General features: G+C 50.2%; 21 protein-coding genes and 1 other RNA gene. 20 read left to right on the top strand and 2 right to left on the bottom strand.

Translation table 11 applies throughout. The annotated features are described in order from the left end of the window. Positions 1 to 276: 276 nt before the first annotated feature. The 16 genes from ABYP33_RS11410 to ABYP33_RS11335 all read left to right on the top strand — a co-directional run bounded on the left by ABYP33_RS11410 (position 277) and on the right by ABYP33_RS11335 (position 14,595). Positions 277 to 555 (top strand): polyhydroxyalkanoic acid system family protein, encoded by a 279-nt coding sequence (locus ABYP33_RS11410; protein WP_373091048.1) that lies wholly within the window; start codon positions 277 to 279, stop codon positions 553 to 555. Between the two features lie 119 nt (positions 556 to 674). Continuing rightward, positions 675 to 2,078: a DegQ family serine endoprotease gene (locus tag ABYP33_RS11405; RefSeq protein ID WP_373091047.1), complete on the top strand. Its 1,404-nt coding sequence runs from the start codon at positions 675 to 677 to the stop codon at positions 2,076 to 2,078. A 33-nt stretch (positions 2,079 to 2,111) separates the two neighbouring features. Then, entirely contained in the window at positions 2,112 to 2,732 is a 621-nt protein-coding gene (locus ABYP33_RS11400; protein ID WP_373091046.1) for a DUF4136 domain-containing protein, read from the top strand. Positions 2,733 to 2,857: 125 nt separating this feature from the next. Next, positions 2,858 to 2,954, top strand: an RNA gene (gene ffs / locus ABYP33_RS11395) — signal recognition particle sRNA small type. Between the two features lie 111 nt (positions 2,955 to 3,065). After that, positions 3,066 to 4,976 (top strand): DNA polymerase III subunit gamma/tau, encoded by a 1,911-nt coding sequence (gene dnaX / locus ABYP33_RS11390; RefSeq protein ID WP_373091045.1) that lies wholly within the window; start codon positions 3,066 to 3,068, stop codon positions 4,974 to 4,976. A gap of 28 nt (positions 4,977 to 5,004) precedes the next feature. After that, positions 5,005 to 5,328 carry a YbaB/EbfC family nucleoid-associated protein gene (locus ABYP33_RS11385; protein ID WP_184462241.1) on the top strand — a complete coding sequence of 108 codons (324 nt, stop codon included), beginning with the start codon at positions 5,005 to 5,007 and terminating at the stop codon, positions 5,326 to 5,328. Between the two features lie 2 nt (positions 5,329 to 5,330). Continuing rightward, a complete protein-coding gene (gene recR, locus ABYP33_RS11380; protein WP_373091044.1) occupies positions 5,331 to 5,930 on the top strand; it encodes a recombination mediator RecR in 600 nt (199 codons plus the stop codon). Next, positions 5,923 to 7,038 (top strand): ribonuclease D, encoded by a 1,116-nt coding sequence (gene rnd, locus ABYP33_RS11375; RefSeq protein ID WP_373091043.1) that lies wholly within the window; start codon positions 5,923 to 5,925, stop codon positions 7,036 to 7,038. The genes recR and rnd overlap by 8 nt, the downstream gene beginning before the upstream one ends. Next, a complete protein-coding gene (locus ABYP33_RS11370) occupies positions 7,038 to 7,316 on the top strand; it encodes a YcgL domain-containing protein (RefSeq protein WP_008247608.1) in 279 nt (92 codons plus the stop codon). Before rnd ends, ABYP33_RS11370 begins: the two co-directional genes overlap by 1 nt. Further along, positions 7,309 to 7,761, top strand: a complete 453-nt coding sequence (locus tag ABYP33_RS11365) for a YcgN family cysteine cluster protein (RefSeq protein ID WP_373091042.1) — start codon at positions 7,309 to 7,311, stop codon at positions 7,759 to 7,761. Before ABYP33_RS11370 ends, ABYP33_RS11365 begins: the two co-directional genes overlap by 8 nt. 8 nt (positions 7,762 to 7,769) lie before the next feature. Then, positions 7,770 to 8,180, top strand: a complete 411-nt coding sequence (locus ABYP33_RS11360; RefSeq protein ID WP_373091041.1) for a hypothetical protein — start codon at positions 7,770 to 7,772, stop codon at positions 8,178 to 8,180. Positions 8,181 to 8,339: 159 nt separating this feature from the next. Then, on the top strand, positions 8,340 to 9,152 hold the full coding sequence (locus ABYP33_RS11355; protein ID WP_373091040.1) for an FHA domain-containing protein: 813 nt from the start codon (positions 8,340 to 8,342) through the stop codon (positions 9,150 to 9,152). A gap of 70 nt (positions 9,153 to 9,222) precedes the next feature. Further along, on the top strand, positions 9,223 to 10,866 hold the full coding sequence (locus tag ABYP33_RS11350; RefSeq protein WP_373091039.1) for a caspase family protein: 1,644 nt from the start codon (positions 9,223 to 9,225) through the stop codon (positions 10,864 to 10,866). 81 nt (positions 10,867 to 10,947) lie between these two features. Further along, positions 10,948 to 12,213 (top strand): autotransporter outer membrane beta-barrel domain-containing protein, encoded by a 1,266-nt coding sequence (locus ABYP33_RS11345; protein WP_373091038.1) that lies wholly within the window; start codon positions 10,948 to 10,950, stop codon positions 12,211 to 12,213. 74 nt (positions 12,214 to 12,287) lie between these two features. Beyond that, the gene (locus tag ABYP33_RS11340; RefSeq protein WP_373091036.1) at positions 12,288 to 13,034 is read left to right on the top strand and encodes an alpha/beta fold hydrolase; all 747 of its coding nucleotides are present in this window, start codon (positions 12,288 to 12,290) and stop codon (positions 13,032 to 13,034) included. A 58-nt stretch (positions 13,035 to 13,092) separates the two neighbouring features. Beyond that, positions 13,093 to 14,595, top strand: a complete 1,503-nt coding sequence (locus tag ABYP33_RS11335) for a serine/threonine-protein kinase (protein ID WP_373091034.1) — start codon at positions 13,093 to 13,095, stop codon at positions 14,593 to 14,595. On the opposite strand, the gene cysK is transcribed toward ABYP33_RS11335, so the two are convergent. Continuing rightward, positions 14,576 to 15,538 (bottom strand): cysteine synthase A, encoded by a 963-nt coding sequence (cysK, locus tag ABYP33_RS11330; RefSeq protein ID WP_373091033.1) that lies wholly within the window; start codon positions 15,536 to 15,538, stop codon positions 14,576 to 14,578. The two genes, ABYP33_RS11335 and cysK, sit on opposite strands and share 20 nt — an antisense overlap. A 197-nt stretch (positions 15,539 to 15,735) precedes the next feature. Between cysK and ABYP33_RS11325 the strand changes: the two genes are divergently transcribed. Both ABYP33_RS11325 and ABYP33_RS11320 read left to right on the top strand, forming a co-directional pair. After that, positions 15,736 to 16,584 carry a MoxR family ATPase gene (locus ABYP33_RS11325; protein WP_008247618.1) on the top strand — a complete coding sequence of 283 codons (849 nt, stop codon included), beginning with the start codon at positions 15,736 to 15,738 and terminating at the stop codon, positions 16,582 to 16,584. A 3-nt stretch (positions 16,585 to 16,587) separates the two neighbouring features. Next, on the top strand, positions 16,588 to 17,763 hold the full coding sequence (locus ABYP33_RS11320) for a VWA domain-containing protein (protein WP_373091031.1): 1,176 nt from the start codon (positions 16,588 to 16,590) through the stop codon (positions 17,761 to 17,763). Positions 17,764 to 17,818: 55 nt separating this feature from the next. Here ABYP33_RS11320 and ABYP33_RS11315 read toward each other — a convergent pair whose 3' ends face one another. Continuing rightward, the gene (locus tag ABYP33_RS11315) at positions 17,819 to 18,586 is read right to left on the bottom strand and encodes a TrmH family RNA methyltransferase (RefSeq protein ID WP_373091029.1); all 768 of its coding nucleotides are present in this window, start codon (positions 18,584 to 18,586) and stop codon (positions 17,819 to 17,821) included. A gap of 459 nt (positions 18,587 to 19,045) precedes the next feature. Between ABYP33_RS11315 and ABYP33_RS11310 the strand changes: the two genes are divergently transcribed. Together ABYP33_RS11310 and ABYP33_RS11305 are read left to right on the top strand one after the other, a co-directional pair. Next, positions 19,046 to 20,350, top strand: a complete 1,305-nt coding sequence (locus ABYP33_RS11310) for an ammonium transporter (RefSeq protein WP_008247621.1) — start codon at positions 19,046 to 19,048, stop codon at positions 20,348 to 20,350. Between the two features lie 84 nt (positions 20,351 to 20,434). After that, on the top strand, positions 20,435 to 20,642 hold a 208-nt coding region (locus ABYP33_RS11305; RefSeq protein ID WP_373091026.1), incomplete at its 3' end, for a glutaredoxin family protein.

Here is a 20,642-nt window from a genome sequence, read left to right as displayed (position 1 = left end):
GTTTTGATCAACTGGGGCTGATCTCGTTAGTGGATCAGTATCGTCGTCTCATGAGTACAATATGAACCGCCGTATACGGAACCGTATGTACGGTGGTGTGGGAGGACGGCGGAAGTGATTCCGCCTCCTACCCGATCTGAAGAAAAGCTTTTATATACAGCTGGTTGGAGCTCTTGGTTTAAGTGGCTTGTAGTTTATTGATTTCGCTATAACTGGCTGTGTCATACTGGCCATTGATGTTAAGGATAAGCTCGTTAAATAAGGGGTGTTTAATTCGTGTCGACTATTTCTCTTCGTCAAAACCATAATAAAACGCCGGAAGAGCTGCGTGACTTGATTCGGCAGCTCGCCATTAAACTGGATGATAAATATCAGCTTAAATCCAGCTGGATTAATGACGATGAGATTGTGGTGCAGCGCTCTGGCATAAAGGGCCGCATTTCACTTGAGCCTGCCGAGGTTCGAGTGGAGATTAAGCTAGGATTAATGATGGGCGCTTTTAAGTCGCCAATACAGAATGAAATTGCTCGGTCGATGGCGGAAAAGCTGGGTTAAAACTATATTAATCATTGATTAAGCAAGAAATTTTGTTTGTGGGGAATTTTTGAGTGCTGGCCTGTTCTAAAGCTTGTTATGTGTGAGCATTCTGAGTGACTAAGGGGGTTTAGGGACTTATGAAAAGTCTGGATCATCGTGCCGATCGGCGTAGCAAGGTGTTTATTAAGGGCATTTTCTTGTGTTTTTTATTGGGCCTTAGCCCAGCTGGCGTTGCTTTATTTCCCCAGCAAGATGCCGAGGGGCGAACGCTGCCAAGTTTGGCGCCGATGCTGAAAACCGTAAACCCTGCCGTGGTCAATATCTCGACGTACACCACCCGAAATGTTCAGCAAAACCCCTTATTGAACGACCCCTTTTTTCGCCGTTTTTTTAATGTTCCCGAACAGCAAGTGCGTCCCCAGCAGCGCCGCACCCAGAGTGCAGGCTCGGGTGTCATAATTGATTCGAAGGCGGGCACCGTGCTGACCAATCACCATGTTATTAATGGTGCTGATGAGATAACCGTTTCCTTGGAAGATGGTCGCAGCTTTACTGCCACGTTAATTGGCTCTGATCCAGATGTGGATATTGCCGTGTTAAAAATTGATGCTAAAGACCTGCGCAGCGTCAAGCTTGCTAACTCCGAGAACTTGGAAGTTGGCGATTATGTGGTGGCGATTGGCAATCCCTTCGGTCTGGGTCAAACGGTTACCACTGGTATTGTGAGCGCCTTAGGTCGTACCGGTTTGGGTATTGAGGGTTACGAAAACTTTATTCAAACCGACGCGTCTATTAACCCGGGCAATTCTGGCGGTGCGCTTGTGAATTTGCACGGCGAGTTGGTGGGGGTGAATACCGCCATATTGGCGCCTGCCGGTGGCAATGTTGGGATTGGTTTTGCGATTCCAATTAATATGGCCAAAGTGAGTATTGACCAAATTTTGGAACATGGTGAGGTTAAGCGTGGCCAGCTTGGCGTGGTTATTCAAGATCTTACCCCGGAGCTGGCCGAGGCCTTTAAGCTTCCCAAGCATCAGCGCGGCGCAATCATTGCGGAAGTGCAGGACAAATCGGCAGCCGATGCTGCTGGCATCAAGCCTGGCGACTTGGTGATCGCGATTGACGATAAAGACGTCTATAACTCTGCTCAATTACGCAATGCGGTAGGTTTACGTCGGATTGGCGAAAAAATTGCGGTTACTGTGTTGCGCGACGGTAAAAGAAAGACGTTGCATGCGCGCTTAAAGCCGACACCTGCTATGACGGCGACGGTAAGTGCCCCGGGCGGTGATGTGAGTCATTTACTGAAGGGTGTTGTACTACGAAATTCCCCTGATGGTCGTGGTGTAACGGTGACGGAGGTTGCCAGTAATGCGGAGGCGGCGAGCAAGTTGCTGCCTGGCGATTTGATTGTGTCGGTGAATCAGCGCAGGGTAAGAGATGTTAATGAGTTCAGCGCTGTGCTTGCCGCCAGTAAGGGTGGTCTGTTAATTAGAGTGTTGCGTGGGCAAATGGCCTTGTGGGTTGTTTTGCAGCCATAGCTATTATTGAGTTTGTCGCTCGGAGTCGACGAAATGATTAAGAAGGCGCTTGTGGTTGTAGTGGTTGCACTGGTAACGGCTTGTGCAGGTATCCCCGTTAGCTCGGATTATGCCGCAGACTATGACTTTGCCGAGGTGTCGACATTTGCCTGGCTGCCGCGCACGGAGGCGGCCGACGTCGGTAATAACGCTAATTTAGACAATGATTTGCTTCGTCAGCGAGTGATGGATGCCGTTGATGTCCAGTTAGCGGCCAAGGGCTTGAGTCGAGTGCTCGACGGCGTACCAGCTTCGGTGTTAGTGACGTACCACTTGGGTAAAGAGGAAAAGGTAAACTTTAATAGCTTTGGCTCGTGGTATCCCCATTTGGCCTATTACCCTTGTTATTACTGCGATTATCGGCCTGGCTATGGTCGTGGATATTTTGGTCACGGTCACTTCTATGATGACGATGTTTGGGTGCGTAGCTACGAAGAGAGTAGCCTGATGATCGATATTATTGATGCCAAAAGTAAAAAGTTGGTGTGGCGGGGCACAAGTAAGCGGGTCATGCCAAGTATGGATACCCCGGAAGAGCGACGGCGCTATATCCACGACACCGTGGCGGCAGTGTTGGCCAAATTTCCGCCGGGCGCAAGCAGCCCCCTTGATTGATAGCGCATTGATTAATCGAGAATATTTGGGAATATCTACGTGGGTCGCTTGCATGTCTGAGGGCTTTGGTTGACAATAGCGCCCGCGTTAAGGCCATGCCTAAAACGTGTTTTCTGCGGTAGTCCTTCCGGTCCCCCCGCAACGAGAGATAGCGAACTCCGCCAGGCCTGGAAGGGAGCAACGGTAGTTATCATATCGTGTGCTGGGGTGTGGCTGGTTGGACTGCCACCAGAGCGTTAAACCTTCTTTTGTATTTATTTCTGTTTGCTTTCATTGGTTTATGTCCTCGCTGGGCTGGTGTATCCTTGCCGCTTCCACGTCAGGAATTATTCAATGAGCTATCAGGTGTTGGCGCGTAAGTGGCGCCCGAAAACCTTCCGTGAAATGGCTGGCCAAAATCATGTGCTTAAGGCGCTGGTTAATGCCCTCGATCACGACCGTCTGCATCATGCCTATTTGTTTACTGGTACCCGTGGGGTGGGTAAGACCACTATCGCCCGGATTCTTGCCAAATGTTTAAACTGTGAGGTTGGGGTTAGCTCTGAGCCCTGCGGTCAATGCCACGCCTGTGTCGCCATCAATGAAGGCCGTTTTGTTGATTTGCTCGAGGTTGATGCGGCATCGCGGACTAAGGTTGAAGATACCCGCGAAATACTCGACAACGTGCAGTACACTCCCAGTCAAGGTCGCTACAAAGTCTATCTCATCGACGAGGTGCACATGCTTAGTAGCAGCAGCTTTAACGCATTGCTGAAGACCTTGGAAGAGCCGCCAGCGCACGTTAAATTTTTGCTTGCAACGACTGACCCGCAAAAATTGCCCGCCACGATTTTGTCGCGTTGCTTGCAGTTCAATCTCAAAAATTTAACCGCTGAACGTATCGTAGAGTACCTTAAAACCATACTCGAAAAAGAGATGGTCCATTACGAAGAACCCTCGCTGTGGCTGCTGGGCCGCGCAGCTGACGGCAGCATGCGCGACGCCTTGAGCTTGACCGACCAAGCGATTGCCTTTGGCTCGGGCAAGCTGGCCGAAGTCGATGTACGCCAAATGTTGGGCACAATAGATCACGGTTCGGTGTACCGTTTAATTGAGGCCTTTGCCGCCAGCGATGGTGCTGCGCTATTAGCGATTGTGGCTGATTTGGCGGAAATGGGCGCGGATTTTGCTGGTGTGGTTAGCGAGTTATTGGTGGTGCTGCATCGCTTGGCCGTGGCACAAACGGTCGCTGAAGGCTTGGATAATAGCCTGGGCGATCGCCAACGGATTATAGACTTAGCCGCGACCGTCACTGCTGAGGATGTTCAGTTTTACTATCAAATGGCCTTGGCCGGGCGCCGGGACATGGGCTTAGCCCCTGACCCTAGAGCCGGTTTGGAAATGTTGTTACTTAGGATGCTGGCCTTTAAGCCTCAAGGTGTTATCGATGGTCCTCGGCAAAAATTAGCCCGCGCGCCGTCAGCGGCGGAGGCCGCTGCTCCTGTAAAAAAGCCTTTAGTGAATAAACCAGAGTTAGCGGTAGCCAGTTCACCGGCCCCCACGCCGCGAGCTGACGATGCGGCTATCGTGTCCGCTAGCGTTGAAGAGGCGCCAAGCCCAACGCAGCCGCCGCAGGCTGAGCCCGTAGCAGATACTGGGCGAAGTGATTCGCTACCACCCTGGGAGGAACAGCCCGCTGCACCGGAATTGCCGCCTGCAGCAGTGACGCCAGCCAATCCTGCGCCGCTGGATACGCCTGCGGAAACGCGCGTTGCTGAACTGCAAAGAAGCCATCCCACCGCGTCAGAGATCACTGCGCCTGCAGCGGCTGAAATACCGCCAATTGCAGCTGTAAGTGCAGAAAAAATCAGTTTGGCGGCGTTCTCCGAGCAAATTTGGCGAGAGCAATTCGAGAAGTTTGCTCTTCCCGGTATGCTGGGTAGTATTGCCAGTCATTGCCAGCTCCTTGAAAAAACCGATAGTAGCCTTACGTTTAATATTGATAGTGAAAATGCAGCGCTGTTAAATAATCGTCATATTGAGCGCTTAGGTGAAATGCTCAATGAGTATTTTGCGGCGAACTTGCAGATTTCAGTGCATATTGCGCCAACACCAACTGAAACTCCGGCGGCGTACCGTCAGCGTTGTTTGGATGAGCGTCTGGTGATTGCTAAGGACGCGCTTATTGCCGACCCAATGGTGAATAAATTAATTGCCGAGTTTGACGGTGTGTTGGATATCGAGTCGGTCCGGCTTGTAAGTTGAATTGTGTGAGTAACATAGAGACAGGCAGATGAAACCAGATTTAAACGAGTTAATGAAAAAAGCGGCTGAAATGCAGGAAAAAATGCAAAAAGCCCAAGAGGAATTAGCCAATGCAGAAGTGCAGGGCGAGTCCGGCGCTGGTCTAGTTAAGGTGACCATGACGGGGCGTCACGATGTTCGCCGCGTGAATATTGATCCGAGCTTAATGAGCGAAGATAAGGAAATACTTGAAGACTTAATTGCCGCGGCAATGAACGACGCAGTGCGGAAGATCGAGGCAAGTAGCAAGGATCAAATGGGTGGTATGTTGTCGGGAATGGGTATGCCCCCCGGCTTTAAGATGCCGTTTTAGCGATGAGCTACAGTCCCTTAATTGATGAATTAATTGACGCCCTGCGCTGTCTGCCTGGGGTTGGCGCCAAGTCGGCGCAGCGTATGAGTTTTCAATTATTAGAGCGCAACCGGCCTGGTGCCGCGAGATTATCGGCAGCCTTAGCCAAGGCCGTGGAGAAGGTGGGGCACTGTAAAAGCTGTCGCACATTAACTGAGAATGAGCAGTGCTTTATCTGCGCCGATAGCCGCCGAGATAGCCAAACCATCTGTGTGGTTGAGTCTCCAGCAGATGTTGTCGCCTTTGAGCAGAGTGGAGACTACAAAGGGCTTTACTTTGTGTTAATGGGGCATTTATCGCCTATTGACGGTATTGGCCCGGAGGAGATTGGAATAGATCATCTTCTGGCGCGAGCTACGGAATTGGCGGTGAGTGAAGTGATTTTGGCCACCAATCCCACCGTTGAGGGTGAAGCGACTGCTTATTACATTACTGAACAAATGCGCAGCCGGGGGACCGCGGTAAGCCGGATTGCCCACGGCGTACCATTGGGTGGCGAGTTGGAATACGTCGACAGCGGTACCCTGGCTCACGCACTTAAAGGACGACGACGCATTGACTGACCCTCTGGAATCTTGTCTCTATATTGATAGCGATAGCGTTTTAAATGAACATTGCGCAATTTGGGCGCAGGCCGAGTTTCTGGCTATTGATACCGAATTTATTCGCACAGATACGTTTTACCCCATTGCCGGTTTGTTGCAAGTTGGGGCCGCTGGCCGTTTGTATTTGATTGACCCCCTTAAGATTAGTGATTGGTCGGCATTTACTGAATTGCTGCGGCGCCAGGATATTCCCAAGGTCATCCACTCTTGCAGTGAAGATTTAGAGGTCTTTCAGGTGCTGTTCCAATGTGTGCCGCAGCCCTTGCTGGATACGCAAATTGGCGCGGCCTTGGCAGGCTTGGGTTTTGGTCTTAGCTATCAAAAGCTGATTATGGAATGCCTCGGGATTCACGTGGAGAAGGGCGAAACCCGCTCAGACTGGTTGCGCCGTCCCTTAAGTGAAAGTCAGTGTACCTATGCGGCGCTGGATGTTTTGTATTTGCAAAAGGTTTATCCCCTCCTCAAACAGCGTTTAGAAGCCAAAGGCGCCTTAAATTGGTGGTTGGAAGACTGTGCGACAATCACGACGCAAGCGGAAAGCCCAGCATTGCCCCAAGACTATTATCAGCGTATCAAATCGCTGTGGAAGCTTAGCCAGCGTCAGCAGTATGCTCTGCAGCAACTTTGCACCTGGCGTGAGATTGAAGCCAAAGAGCGCAATATTCCGCGAGGCCGAGTAATAAAAGATACAGTGTGCTTTGAGGTAGCCAGACAAATGCCTAATGACTTGGGGCAGTTAGGGCGTGTCAAAGACCTATCGCCGGGCAGTATTCGCCGTTACGGTGATCATATATTGGAGTTGATCAGTAAGGCGCGCTCGGCCGCCGACACCGATTTGCCAACGGCGGCGCCAAAGCCGTTGACGCCAACGCAAACCCAGCTGTTAAAACAAATGAAGGCGCTGGGTGAAGCCGCCGCAGAAGCCGTCGATGTGGCGCCGGAAGTGCTCCTTAAAAAGCGTGATTTAGAAGAGTTGATCCGCGCCGGTGTTTTGCCGCCAGCGCTGAGCGGCTGGCGCAAACCCTTGGTTGGTGATGGGCTTTTACGCCTAAGCGGGAAAAATTAATGAAGCGTATTTGCGCGGTATACCGCAGCTCTCGTACCGAGGGAATGTATTTATATGTCGATCATCAGGAAGATTTAAGCAAGGTGCCCGAGGCGTTATTGCTGCGTTTCGGTAAACCAGTGCGAGCGATGACGCTGGTGTTAACGGCCGAACGCAAATTATCCCGCGCTGACGTCGGCAAGGTGATGCAAGAGATTGCCGACAATGGCTTTTACCTGCAATTACCGCCGCAACCGGAGCGTTTAAATCCCATGGTGGGGACCGAGCGCGATGGCTGATGTCGTGCGACCACCGTTCTGGGAGGTGAAATCTCTGGCCGAAATGTCTGCTCAAGAGTGGGAGCTGCTCTGCGACGGTTGTGGTAAGTGCTGTTTACAGAAACTTGAGGACGAGGACAGCGGCGATATATTCTATACCGATGTTGCTTGTCGTTTACTGGACACCACGAGTTGTCGTTGTAGCGATTATTCCCACCGTCGGGAGCGGGTACCCGATTGCATACAACTTAAACTTGATGATATCAGTGAGTTTCACTGGCTGCCTGAAACCTGCGCCTATCGGGTGTTAAGTGAAGGCGGGCGGTTAGCGCCGTGGCATCCATTGTTGTCAGATAGTGATGAAAGTGTACACCGCGCTAAAATATCAGTACGGGGGCGCTGTGTCAGTGAGCTGGCAGTGGCTGATGAATCGCTGGAAGACCACATTATTCACTGGGTAAACTAAGGTGTCACATGATTAATTTAGACGATTACCGCTTGGCGTGGCAGGTTTACATGGGCGTGGGTGCGCTGGCCATTGCAGTGTGGTTCTTACTTTTACGGCGAATTTCGTCGGCGTTTGTCCGCTATTGGCTGTTTTTTGCGGCGGCGGCATTCTTATTTATTCCGGGTCGCCACCCTGCATCGCCGGAGCTGTGGGTGCCGGGCAGTGCCACAGCGGTACTGACTGTATTGACCGAAGGCATTGAAGACGCGATGTCTATCCTTCTGGTTTTGGTGGCCGGGCAAATTTTGGCATTGATTTTGGCTGCGGCGACCATGAGCTGGGTTCCTTCAGGGCAGACACAGGCTAAATCTCGTCCGGGAGTGAAAAAAAGTGCCAAATTAGCCCCCAATAATGAGCGAAAGGAACCGTCACTGTAAGGATGGCTGTTATTTTGTTTGGGGTCGGCTGAGAGCGGATTCCATCTTGATATTAATTCGCTATACTTTGGCTTGGATCCCAAGCCATTGCTTGGTTAAGATGAATAATTAGATTGCGCTGATCTCAAGTCAATTGAAGGCAGTTCAGTAGGTAAGCGAATGGATTTGAAACTCGTCAGCTTGGATGGCAGCGAAGCCTATGCTATTGCAAGCGGGTCGGTGGTTATTGGCCGTGATAACGACTGTGATATTACAATTGCCAAAGGTTTGTTATCTCGCCATCACGCTAAGTTAAGCTATATATCTGGGGAATGGGTACTCGAAGACCTTGCCTCCACGAACGGCACCTGTGTTAATAACCGACTACTAAAAAGGCCCGCCGCGGTTAAAAGTGGTGATGTTATTCGATTTGGCGAAGCGGCATATTACCTAAAAAGCACTGCTGAAGAAGAACGCACTATCGTCGCTGCGCGGCTCCCTCAGAAAGATAATTTTAGCGGTGGCTCTGTTGTAATAGAAGATGAGCCCGATAGTGAATTAACGTCATTTCAGCAGTCCTACCAGCTTCCCCCAGGATGGACCGATACAGCGATTCGTAGCACAAAATATTCGAAGGAAGTGATAGATCAGCGAATTCAACGCGCGATTAGCGCAAAGCAAACCAGCACCGAAGTCGCGCTGGTGTTTTTCTTTGCCGATGGTCGCAGTTTAGTGTTTGGGGTGTCGGCTAAAAATGCCGATACATTTTGGACTATTGGGCGTCAGGAAAATCTAAAAATAAGAATTGATGACCCTAGTGTGTCGATGTTACATGCGAAATTAATTCATAAAAGTGGCTGTTGGTGGCTGGAAGACATCGGCTCTACCAATGGTATTAGAATTAATGGTGAAGCCAGTAGCAAAGTCGCGTTGCACGACGGCCAACTACTTAGCTTGGGGCGTATTGATATGGTGTTTCGTCAATTGTACTGAGTTTATTTAATGAAGTGGTCGCCAGCAGGTGCTCGGGCTCATCTGGGATTAGATGACAGAGGCAGATCGTATGAAAATAAAATATGAGCTTGTTAGAGTCAGCGTTGCAATCAGTGTGATGATACTGGTGTCCTGTGCAGCGCACCAAGATGACCGCAGTGCGCAGTCGCCAAGTGTCAATACGGAAGAGATTATAGCGGGTTTGCAAATTGTTGACTGCCTGTTACCGGGGCAAATGCGCAAGCTTGGCAATATGACGTATTTGTCGCCGCGACGGCCAATAAAAACGACTGCAGCAGACTGTAATATTCGTGGCGGGGAATATGTTGCCTATGATCGCGCAAACTATAAAACAGCATTAAAAATTTGGCTGCCAGCCGCGGAGCAGGGCGACGCAGAGGCGCAGTTGGCGGTCGGCGAGATTTTTGAGAAAGGCCTCGGCACCGAGCCAAATTACGAGGCCGCAGTGCTTTGGTACCAAAAGGCCGCGGCGCAAGGAAATAAAAGCGCACAATTTAATCTGGGAACGATGTACGAGCAGGGCCTCGGTGTTGAGAAAGATAAAATACAAGCCCTTAATTTATATCGCGATGCCTGGGGCCTACCTGACGACAGTGTGATTTTTCAAGATGCTGCACGGGCTGAACAAATGGCCCTACGCAGTGAGCTGGAAAAGCAGTTGGCGAGTAAAAGCAATCAACTCGCATTAATGGAACGCCAGCTTAATGCACTAAAAAAACAATTAGCCGATAATGATAAAGCAGGGAAGGTTGCTAGTGACGGCGCAGAGGAATTAGTGACCTTGGCGCAATTAGTTCAGTCACTTCAAGATGATCGCGCTAGTGTGGAACGTCAACTGTCAACTATTCCCCGTTTGCGTACGCCCGCAACAACGCTCAAAGCCAGTCCCGCGTCGAACACGCTCGGCAGTGAAATTAAGTTGGCGGACATGGATTTTGGGCGTTATTACGCCTTAGTCATTGGCAACCGAAATTACGCCCAATTAGAAAATTTACAAACACCCCTAAATGATGCCCGAGAAGTGGGTGAAATACTCGAAAAACAATACGGTTTTCACGTTCAGCTATTACTGGATAGCGACCGTTTAACCGTTATGAAAGTGATAAATGAGCTTCACAGCGTGCTGACAGAAAATGACAATTTACTTATTTACTACGCAGGCCATGGTTCAATGATGAATATTGGTGAGCGCGATACTGGCTATTGGCTGCCGATTAATGCGGACCCGCCACCGAATGATGCTTCTTGGGTTCCGAATGAATTTATTAGTAATCATTTAGGCCGTATTCAGGCGAAGCGGGTTTTGGTTATTGCCGATTCTTGTTATGGCGGGCTGCTTTCTTCTGCACCGGGGCACTTGTTTTTTGGGCAAAACGCCGGTTCAACAAACAGTGAGTATATTAAATATAAGTTGCCGCGCCGTTCGCGCTTATTATTGTCCTCGGGTGGCGATAAGCCCGTTATTGATGAAGGCGGCGGCGATCATTCCGTGTTTGCCCAAGAACTAATTGATGTTTTACGCAACAATAAAGGCGTGCTTTCTGCGCCGGATTTATACGCCAGCATACGCGGCCCAGTAAAAGTACGCGCGGCGGCGAATCAGTTTGTTCAAGAGCCGGTTTATAAAAGTATAAAAGGTGCTGGACACGAAGTCGGTGATTTTTTCTTTGTACCCAGTAGCCTCGTGCAATAAGCCCGTGGCGCTTGTCGACATGCCTGAGGCTGTTGCTACTATAAAAATGGGTGAGCGCTTATTCGATAGGGAGGTTGGCTAGTGAAAAATTTAACGCTAAACATGAGCTTTTTGCTGGGGCTGTTCGCGGCTACAACACTGGTCTTGCCAGCGAGTGCAGCCGAAAATTGCCAAAGCCGCAAGCAAACTGATTCAAATTCAGAGAACCCGCCGCCACCCACGGGGGGCGTTGGCACGGGTGGTGAGTATGTGAGCTTTGAATCACCTACAGCGTTAAGGGTCGTCGAAAGCGAGAACCCAGAGCCGACTCAGACAGAATTAAATGATAGCTGTGGCGCCACGGTGACTGAGGGCAGCGCGAGTCAAGCGAAAGAATTAGCAATGACCGTTCTCAGTAAAATTAATAATTTGCGATCTAGGTCAGGCAATACTAATCAGACAGCTGGTTTGAATTTTTCACCTCTTGGTGGCGCAGCTGGTGCTGATAATGCACTACTTGATGACAGTCGCCTGTCTCTGTTCAGTTTTACTGAATACACCAAGCGGGATCGCGAGGCAACGGCCAGCAGTGGTGGTTATGATCAAGAGAGCAATGCGATAACCATAGGCTTCGATTACCGCGTTGATGAGGCAAGCTTTGCAGGCATGTCGATCAGTGTCAGTGATGGTGACAGTGACCTAGACAGCGGTTTGGGTGGTAGTGACGTGTCGTCGCTAATGCTGGGAAGCCATGGCGCTAAATATTGGGACAGGCATTATATGTCGGCGTTTCTCGCCTATGGGGCAATCGATATTGATGTGGATCGCAGCACCACTAACGATGCATTTTCAGCGTCAACAGAAGGTGATTATTGGTATGCTGATTTTACCTTAGGCGCTGATTATGACTACGGCCCGCTGCGATTAAACCCGAGTGTGCGGGCCTTATATATGCGAGGCGAGGTGGACAGCTATACTGAGCGGTCCGCCTCCGGTAGTGGGTCGGTGCGCAGTGTCAATGCCCAAGATATTGACTCTACTGTTTTGAGTTTGGCCGTGCAGGCAGACTATTCCTTATTGCAATCCTGGGGCGTGCTGTCGCCATCGGTACGGGCTGAATTTAATTTTGATCAGGGTGATGCCTATAAGACCAATGGTCAAATCGTGAATGACGCGGATAAGAGTGTCCTTGCAAGTATTTCTGATCAGTCGGACAAGCCGGATTCAAGCACCTTAGCACTGTCTTTCGGCGTGGCTGCGCAATTTAAGCGCGGCTTGGCGGCCTATGCGGCTTATGAGCGTTTGTTAATGCATGACTATATGAATAAATATACCGCGACCATAGGCTTACGCTTTGAATTGCCTTAATGGGCTGAGCAATTAGTGCTTTATCAGTAAATGCGCCTCGGCGCGGCTCTGTATTCATTGTTGCTTGGATATTAATGCTCGCGGCCTGTGCCACACCGGCTCAACGTATTGATGTTACCGCAGCGCGTTTTGGTATGACCAAGCGGCTTATTGAGGGGCTGAACTTCCGTCATGTTACTTACGCCAGGCCTAGGTCAACCACAAAAACACTGCATATTTATCTCGACGGTGATGGTAGTCCTTGGCGACACGGTCGATATATTGCCAGTGACCCGACGCCCAAGAACCCTCTGGTCTTAGGCTTGGCCAGTCTTGATACAGAGGCCGATGTCGTCTATCTGGGGCGACCCTGCTATTTGGGTTTGCATGATGAGCCAATGTGCAACAAAAAACTGTGGACATCGGCACGTTACAGCGAGGCGGTGGTACGGAGTATGGCAGCCGCCGCGCAGGCGTTGATACAAGAGCGGGGGGCAGACAGCGTCAGCCTGATTGGTTTCAGTGGCGGCGGTAGCTTAGCAATGTTAATGCTCGCCTATATGGTGTCTGTAGACGAAGTGGTTACTGTGGCTGCGAATTTAGATACAGACGGCTGGGCGAAACATCATGGGTATTTGCCCTTGAATGAGTCGCTGAATCCCATGCTGTTGCGTTATCCCGCACATGTCCGGTATCGGCATTTTTCTGGTGAACATGACGATAATGTTCCGACCCAACTGACGCGGGCATTTATTGCTCGGCACGGTGGCGAATTAGTCCTGGTCCCGAACTTTAGCCATCATTGCTGCTGGCGCGAGCAGTGGCCAGACTTAATCAAATAGTAGTGGGCTGTTTAAACCGTTCCAATAGCAATTGGCGTGTTGGTGCTGAGGATTGAAGATGAGTGAACAGGACAAAACCCGTATCAGTACCCTCGTTCCCTCCGCGCGCGATGACGATGCAACACGACTATCTGTTGATGCAGACGGTACTGAGTTGTTATCGCCGCGCGGTCAGGGGGGCGCGGACATCGAGGCGAACAACGATAAGACAGCGCTAGTAAACGATGACGCGACCCTGCTAAGTGATGCCGCTGAGCTGGCTAGTGTGCCGGAAGAGAATACCGCTTTTTTTATTGATGACGGGGGCTCCGATGGCGCGCGCCAGCCCCTGGGCTTTGATGTTGGCAGTGTGCTCAAAGATCGATTTCGCCTGGAAAAAAAGCTTGGAGAGGGCGGTATGGGGGCCGTGTTTCTCGCTGTCGATGAACGCAAATTAGAGGCCAAACACAAGGACCCCTATGTGGCGATCAAACTGATCGCCGGTGACTTTTCGCAAGACCCGCTGGCCTATATTGCGCTGCAGCGCGAAACCGATAAGTCACAAAAGCTCGCTCACCCCAATATTATTACGGTTTACGATTTTGATCGTGACGGTGATGTGTTCTTTATGACGATGGAGGCCTTAAAGGGCCGCACGCTTGATGAAATCATTAATGATAGAGCGCATTGTCAGCTTTATGCACGGAGCTATATTGAGGCTCTCGCGCAAGGGATCGCCTATGCCCACAAACGCAATATTGTGCATTCGGATCTTAAGCCCGCGAATATTTTTGTCACCGACGAAGGTGTTATAAAGGTATTGGATTTTGGTATCGCGCGCGCCTTATATGGGGGCGGAGATGATATAGGTGAAGTTGTCGGTCTGACCCCAGGCTACGCAAGCTGTGAAATGTTTGCCGCGGCGCCACCGCACACCTCAGACGATGTCTATGCGATAGGGATCATTGCCTATCAGTTGCATACCGGCGAACACCCGTTTGCCAAGAAAAAGGCCATCCTTGCGCGTGATCAGGGCTTAAAACCAAAGCGAATCAAAGGCATTCCACTTTATCAGTGGCAGGCCATAAACAATGCCTTGGCTTTTGATCGCGACGCACGCTGTGCCGATGCGGGGCAATTTTACCGGCAGTTTAGCGGCGCCGGACGGCGAGTAAAGCAGCTTAGCGTTGCGCTGTTAGTCGTCGTGCTATCGGCAATTGCTTTCTTTGCCGTGTATGAGCCGGAAACCGGGCCTGACATTCCGTTTAGCGAGTTACCGGTCGCGGTGCAGCAACAGTTGACATCACATTTAGCTGAAGCCGATTTAGCATTGAAGTTTGGCGATATTAACGGTGCGCTGCACTACCTAGATCGGGCCTATATGCTGCATCCGCACAACCGCGAAGTAATGAAAAAGCTAGACCGTTTAGTTGTGGCGATGAGCGAAGCGATTATCGCTGCGTCAGCAGAGCCAAAGCAGCGAGTTCAGCAAATAGATGAGCTTTTGAAGTACGAGTCTTTGGCTCAGAACCCGGAGTTGCTAGGCCTGAAAAAGTCCCTACTTAGGCCTCAATCTCAGTAAAGGCACCGGCAAATAAGGCTGAGCTTAAATAACGTTCCGCCGAATCCGGAAGGATTGCCACAATCGTTTTACCGGCGTTTTCAGCTCGACTGGCGACGCGCTCAGCTACCGCCATCGCCGCGCCGCTAGAAATACCGGCTAAAATACCTTCCTCTTTCATTAAACGATGCGCCCATTGCATGGCGTCGTCGTCGTCGATGGCTTCCACGGTATCGACCATGCTCAAATCAAGATTGTCGGGCAGAAAGCCCGCGCCGATACCTTGAATTTTGTGGGGTGCATGCTGGACTTCGCTGCCATTGAGGGTGCTGCGAATGAGGTTAGTGGAGCTGGGTTCTACGGCAATGGTGGTGATTGCCTTACCGCACTGGTTTTTAATATACCGCGATATACCCGATAGCGTACCACCGGTGCCTACCCCTGCGATCAGGATATCAATTTCACCCTTGGTGTCCTCCCATATCTCGGGGCCGGTGGTACGTTCGTGAATAGCAGGGTTCGCGGGATTGCTAAATTGCTGAGGCATAAAATAGCGTTCAGGGTCGCTGGCCACGATGGCTTCAGCGGCCGCAATGGCGGCTTTCATGCCCTTGCTGCCGTCGCTTAGAACCAGTTTGGCGCCGAGGGCGAGTAAGACCTTGCGTCGCTCCATGCTCATGGTACTGGGCATGGTGAGGGTGATAGGGTAGCCCCGCGCGGCGGCGACAAAAGCCAAGGCAATACCCGTATTCCCGCTGGTGGGCTCAACAATCTCCATACCTGCTTTGAGACTGCCATCTTGCTCTGCTTGCCAGATCATATTGGCGCCGATACGACACTTAACGCTATTGGCAGGGTTGCGGCTTTCCATTTTCACCAGAATATTGTGCTGGCTGATACGTTTCACTTTAATGAGGGGGGTGTTGCCAATGGTGAGGCTGAGGTCATCAAAAGGGGCGGTCATGGTCGTCTCCAATAGCCTGAAATGTCATTTATTAGGTGCTTCTGGCTTTATTTCGCCAAACGGGCACCGAAAGTGGATTGTATAGCTGGCCTGATTTGTAATTGCCTTATAATGCCAGCTTGGGTAGTCTTCTGCGCAGTCATTTTAATCATCGCCTGAGCAGTTTAGAACAGTGCGACAAGCTTTAGGGAATACGAATGAAATTTACCGGTACGGATTCATATGTTTCAACTGACGACCTGAGTATGGCCGTCAACGCGGCGGTGACATTGCAGCGCCCACTGTTAATCAAGGGTGAGCCGGGTACCGGTAAAACCTTATTGGCTGAGCAAGTCGCTGAATCAATGGGCAAAACCCTAATTCAATGGCACATTAAATCGACGACCAAGGCCCAGCAAGGCTTGTATGAGTACGATGCGGTTTCGCGTTTGCGCGATTCCCAGCTGGGTAATGAGAAAGTAAAAGATATCAGCAACTATATCCGTCGCGGCAAGCTTTGGGAGGCTTTTGCAGCCGATGAGCAAGTGGTGTTATTAATTGATGAAATTGATAAGGCTGATATTGAATTTCCCAATGATCTGCTTGTTGAGCTTGATCGTATGGAGTTCTTTGTTTACGAGACGGGCGAAACCGTTAAAGCCAAGCACCGACCAATTATTATCATTACCAGCAATAATGAAAAGGAATTGCCAGATGCCTTTTTGCGCCGTTGCTTTTTCCATTTTATAACCTTCCCAAGCCGGGAAACCATGCAGAAGATTGTTGCGGTGCATTATCCAAATATCGCTAAAGAGCTGGTGGCCGAGGCGATGGAAGTTTTCTTTGAAATTCGTAAAATTCCTGGTTTAAAGAAAAAGCCCTCAACCTCAGAATTAATAGACTGGCTGAAGTTGTTACTGGCAGATGAGATTCCAGGGGAAATTCTTAAGAACCGTGATGCCAGCAAGGCGATACCGCCGCTGTACGGCGCGCTGTTGAAAAATGAACAGGATGTCCATTTGCTCGAGCGTTTGGCCTTTATGCATCGCCGCGATGGCCGTAATTAAATTATGCTAGTTCAATTTTTTCTCAGTTTACGCAATGCCGGTGTGCCGGTAACCATTCGCGAACTGCTCGATTTATTGGCAGGGCTGCAAGCACGCCTAGCGTTTGTCGATGTCGACGAGTTTTACCAGTTGGCACGACTCTGCATGGTCAAGGATGAGAGGTATTACGACCGTTTCGATAAGGCCTTTGGTCGCTACTTCAGCGATCTCAGCAGTCTCGACGATATTATTGAGGCGATGATTCCTGACGATTGGCTACGTAAGGAGTTTCTTAAGCAACTTAGCGAAGAAGAAAAAGCCAAAATTGAGTCTTTGGGCGGCCTAGATAAGCTGATAGAAGAGTTTAAAAAACGTCTTGAAGAGCAAAAAGGTCGGCACGCTGGCGGTAATAAATGGATCGGCACCGGCGGCACGTCGCCCTATGGCCATAGTGGTTACAACCCGGAAGGCATTCGCATTGGCGGCGAAAGCCAGAATAAAAAAGCAATTAAAGTGTGGGAGCGGCGGGATTTCAAAAATCTCGACGACAGCGTTGAACTCGGGACACGTAATATTAAAGTTGCACTGCGCCGTCTGCGTAAATTTGCGCGCACCGGTGCTGCCGACGAATTAGATATCAATGACACTATTTCGTCCACGGCCAAGAATGGCGGCATGCTCGATTTAAAAATGGTGCCAGAGCGCCACAATGCGGTGAAAGTATTGTTGTTTTTTGATGTGGGCGGTTCGATGGACCCGCATATTAAAGTCTGTGAGGAGCTGTTCTCGGCTGCGCGCAGTGAATTTAAGCACATGGAGTATTATTACTTCCATAACTACATCTATGAGTCGGTCTGGGATAATAATATGCGCCGTCACGCCGAGCGCATTCAAATGCTGGATATCCTGCATAAATACAGTTCGGATTATAAAGTGATTTTTGTGGGTGACGCGTCGATGTCACCCTATGAAATTGTCCAGCCCGGCGGCAGTGTTGAGCATTGGAATGAGGAGGCAGGGGAGGCGTGGATGCGACGTTTGCGCGAGACCTACGATAAAGTAGCGTGGTTAAACCCAGTGCCGCCCTCTGACTGGAGCTGGACTCAGTCTATCAAAATGGTTGAGCAGCAGCTTGAGGGGCATATGTACCCGATGACTTTGGGCGGGCTTGAGCAGGCCATGACCTATTTAGCTAAATAAATCTAAGCGCAAACGCTAGCCACTATCGTTTGCGCTTTTCTCTTATCTCGCTTGATCAAACCCCGCTAAAGGCAATTAATGCCGCTGTCACCGCGACATTCAGCGACTCGACGCCGTTGTGCATAGGGATTTTTAAGCGGGTATTGCAGCGCTTTTCTAAGTTGCGACTCACGCCCTCCGTTTCATTGCCAAGAATATAAACCATGCTGCCCTGTGCTTTGTAATCAAAAAGCGAGTGTTCCGCGTGGGACGATAAGCAGCACAGGGTGGCGCCGTCGTCTTTCATACGCAGTAATTCGGCATCTAAGTCCTCGCAGTGGTATATCGGTGCCTTAAACAATGTGCCAGCACTGGCTTTTATGACTAAGGCGGTAAGGGGTGCCCCGCCGCGGCGGGGCAAAATTAGGCCGTCGATACCGCTGGCTGCCACCGAGCGAATAATCATGCCGAGATTTTGGGGGTTAGTAATCCGGTCTAAGGCAATATAGCGGCGCGGCGCGGCCTGTAAATGATCGGCGCTAATGGCGTTGCAGGGCTGGTAGGCGCTGAGCTGCAAATCGGCGGCAACTCCTTGATCTTGTTTGCCGTTTTTGGAGATGCGCGACAGCGCTTTACGCTCGTGCATTTCAATCGCAATGCCGCGTTGTTCGGCAAGTTGGCGTAACTCGCGAATAATGCCGTCTTCTTTGTTGCTGTGGGCGAGATGAAGCTTGTAAACCTGCATGCCCGGATCTTGCAGGGCTTCCTGTACCGGCTTGCGACCATAGATTGTTAGTAGCTGGTCGAAAAAGGTCTTACGTTGCTGATAGTTCTCGCTGCTCATAGAGTTCGCTTATAGTGCTGTGGCGGCTAGGCTAAAGAGGCCTTTTACCGGTATTAAGGGGGCTTAGGCGGCACGCTAGGCGTGAGAGAGAATATTAATTGAAAATGCCAAGGCTTACCTTGTTTTACGCTATTTAAATTGAGGGGATGATTGTCTTCTCTGGGTGGGTGCTGTTTTATGGTGCTTGCGCACTAAGTTTGGGCATAGATATTGCTTGTTGTTTGTGCGTTGCTGAAGCTTCAGCCCATAAATCTTATGTCGTATTGATTTAAGTTGCTGTATTCGGAATGGAGTCTAGGGATTAAAGTTTTTTATAAACAGTGGCTTAAGTTATTTTTTATTGGATTTTGCGATGGTGCCTGACTATCTCAGGCAGGTCATTTTCGCCCCAATATCGAGCGATTAAATAATTAACGACCTAAAATGGTGCGTTTAATTTAGCACTAGGAGATATTGTTGATGAAAAACAAGGGAAATTGGCGCCCTCTGCGTATTGCAGGTTTGCTCGCTACTATTTTTGCACCACAGTGGGGATTCGCTCAGAGTCTGGATACCGGTAATACCGCGTGGATGTTAACCTCAACAGCCCTTGTTCTGTTTATGACATTACCCGGTTTAGCCTTGTTCTACGGCGGTTTAGTGCGGAGCAAAAACGTACTAAGTGTATTGATGCAGTGTTTCAGTATTACCTGCCTGGCCTCGCTGTTGTGGGTGGTTGCTGGGTATAGCCTGGCTTTCAGCGAGGGCAGCGCCTTTGTTGGAGGCTTGAGTAAAGCCTTTTTGGCGGGTGTAGGCGAAGACAGTGTCAGTGGTGATATTCCGGAAACTGTTTTTATTATGTTCCAGATGACCTTTGCCATTATCACCCCGGCATTGATTATTGGTGGCTTTGCAGAACGAATTAAATTCTCAGCGGTAATGTTATTTTCTGCGCTTTGGTTGTTGTTGGTCTATGCGCCCGTAACCCATTGGGTGTGGGGCGGTGGTTGGTTGGCGGAAATGGGTTTGCTCGACTTCGCCGGTGGTACCGTGGTGCATATAACCGCTGGTGTTGCCGCGTTGGTGGCCGCGCTCGTACTCGGTAAGCGTCAGGGTTTCGGTCAAATGGCCTTGCCGCCACACAATTTGACCATGACGTTTATTGGCGCGGGTATGCTGTGGGTGGGCTGGTTTGGCTTTAACGCTGGCAGCGCTCTGGGTGCTAATGGCGATGCCGGTATGGCAATGCTCGTGACGCACCTCTCTGCGGCAACGGGCTGCTTAACTTGGTCGGCAATTGAGTGGAAACGCTATGGTAAGCCAAGTGCTTTAGGGGCGGTAACCGGTATGGTGGCAGGCTTGGGTACGATTACGCCAGCTTCTGGTTATGTGGGCCCAGCGGGCGCTATGGTGATTGGCTTAAGTGCGGGTATTGTGTGTTTTTACATTACTTTAGCAATGAAGCAGGTATGGAAAATTGACGACTCCCTTGATGTATTTCCCGTACACGGTGTTGGCGGCATTTTAGGGACATTCTTGGCGGGTATTTTTGCCAGCAGTGAGCTGGGCGTATTCAGTGGTCAGGGGCTCGCCGAAGGTATGACGATAGCGTCGCAGCTCAAAGTACAATTGATTGGTATTGGTGCAACCTTCGCCTATACCGCTATTATTAGTTACGGCTTATTCGTGCTAATCGATAAATTGATTGGCTTGCGTGTTAGCGCAGACGAAGAGGGGCAGGGTTTGGATATTACTTGTCACAACGAAGTGGGTTACGATTTATAATAAGATCTTGTCGATTTTTGTTAAAAACAGCCCGGCAATGCCGGGCTGTTTTGCTTTGGCTTATATCAATTGAGGAGTATTAGCATGGACGCGCAGGCGTCGGTGACGCCTTTTGTACTGTATGGCACCTCTGCGTGCCATCTGTGTGAATTGGCTGAAGCCGTTTTAAGTGCGCTTTTGGCGCAGGGTTACGATTGGCAGATTGAAGTTGTTGATATCGCTGACGATGATAAATTGCTTGAGCGCTATGCGCTGTCTATTCCGGTGTTGACGCGCGCAGGCAGTGGCGCTG

The sequence above is a fragment of the Zhongshania sp. genome, assembly GCF_041584495.1.
Lineage (GTDB): Bacteria > Pseudomonadota > Gammaproteobacteria > Pseudomonadales > Spongiibacteraceae > Spongiibacter.
This window is presented reverse-complemented; position numbering and strand designations above follow the sequence as displayed.

Coding starts and splice junctions, on each gene's coding strand:
- ABYP33_RS11405 (WP_373091047.1), top strand. CDS start 675: ATGAAAAGTCTGGATCATCGTGCCGATCGGCGTAGCAAGGTGTTTATT.
- ABYP33_RS11400 (WP_373091046.1), top strand. CDS start 2,112: ATGATTAAGAAGGCGCTTGTGGTTGTAGTGGTTGCACTGGTAACGGCT.
- dnaX (WP_373091045.1), top strand. CDS start 3,066: ATGAGCTATCAGGTGTTGGCGCGTAAGTGGCGCCCGAAAACCTTCCGT.
- ABYP33_RS11385 (WP_184462241.1), top strand. CDS start 5,005: ATGAAACCAGATTTAAACGAGTTAATGAAAAAAGCGGCTGAAATGCAG.
- recR (WP_373091044.1), top strand. CDS start 5,331: ATGAGCTACAGTCCCTTAATTGATGAATTAATTGACGCCCTGCGCTGT.
- ABYP33_RS11370 (WP_008247608.1), top strand. CDS start 7,038: ATGAAGCGTATTTGCGCGGTATACCGCAGCTCTCGTACCGAGGGAATG.
- ABYP33_RS11365 (WP_373091042.1), top strand. CDS start 7,309: ATGGCTGATGTCGTGCGACCACCGTTCTGGGAGGTGAAATCTCTGGCC.
- ABYP33_RS11360 (WP_373091041.1), top strand. CDS start 7,770: ATGATTAATTTAGACGATTACCGCTTGGCGTGGCAGGTTTACATGGGC.
- ABYP33_RS11355 (WP_373091040.1), top strand. CDS start 8,340: ATGGATTTGAAACTCGTCAGCTTGGATGGCAGCGAAGCCTATGCTATT.
- ABYP33_RS11350 (WP_373091039.1), top strand. CDS start 9,223: ATGAAAATAAAATATGAGCTTGTTAGAGTCAGCGTTGCAATCAGTGTG.
- ABYP33_RS11340 (WP_373091036.1), top strand. CDS start 12,288: ATGCTCGCGGCCTGTGCCACACCGGCTCAACGTATTGATGTTACCGCA.
- ABYP33_RS11335 (WP_373091034.1), top strand. CDS start 13,093: ATGAGTGAACAGGACAAAACCCGTATCAGTACCCTCGTTCCCTCCGCG.
- cysK (WP_373091033.1), bottom strand. CDS start 15,538: ATGACCGCCCCTTTTGATGACCTCAGCCTCACCATTGGCAACACCCCC.
- ABYP33_RS11325 (WP_008247618.1), top strand. CDS start 15,736: ATGAAATTTACCGGTACGGATTCATATGTTTCAACTGACGACCTGAGT.
- ABYP33_RS11320 (WP_373091031.1), top strand. CDS start 16,588: ATGCTAGTTCAATTTTTTCTCAGTTTACGCAATGCCGGTGTGCCGGTA.
- ABYP33_RS11315 (WP_373091029.1), bottom strand. CDS start 18,586: ATGAGCAGCGAGAACTATCAGCAACGTAAGACCTTTTTCGACCAGCTA.
- ABYP33_RS11310 (WP_008247621.1), top strand. CDS start 19,046: ATGAAAAACAAGGGAAATTGGCGCCCTCTGCGTATTGCAGGTTTGCTC.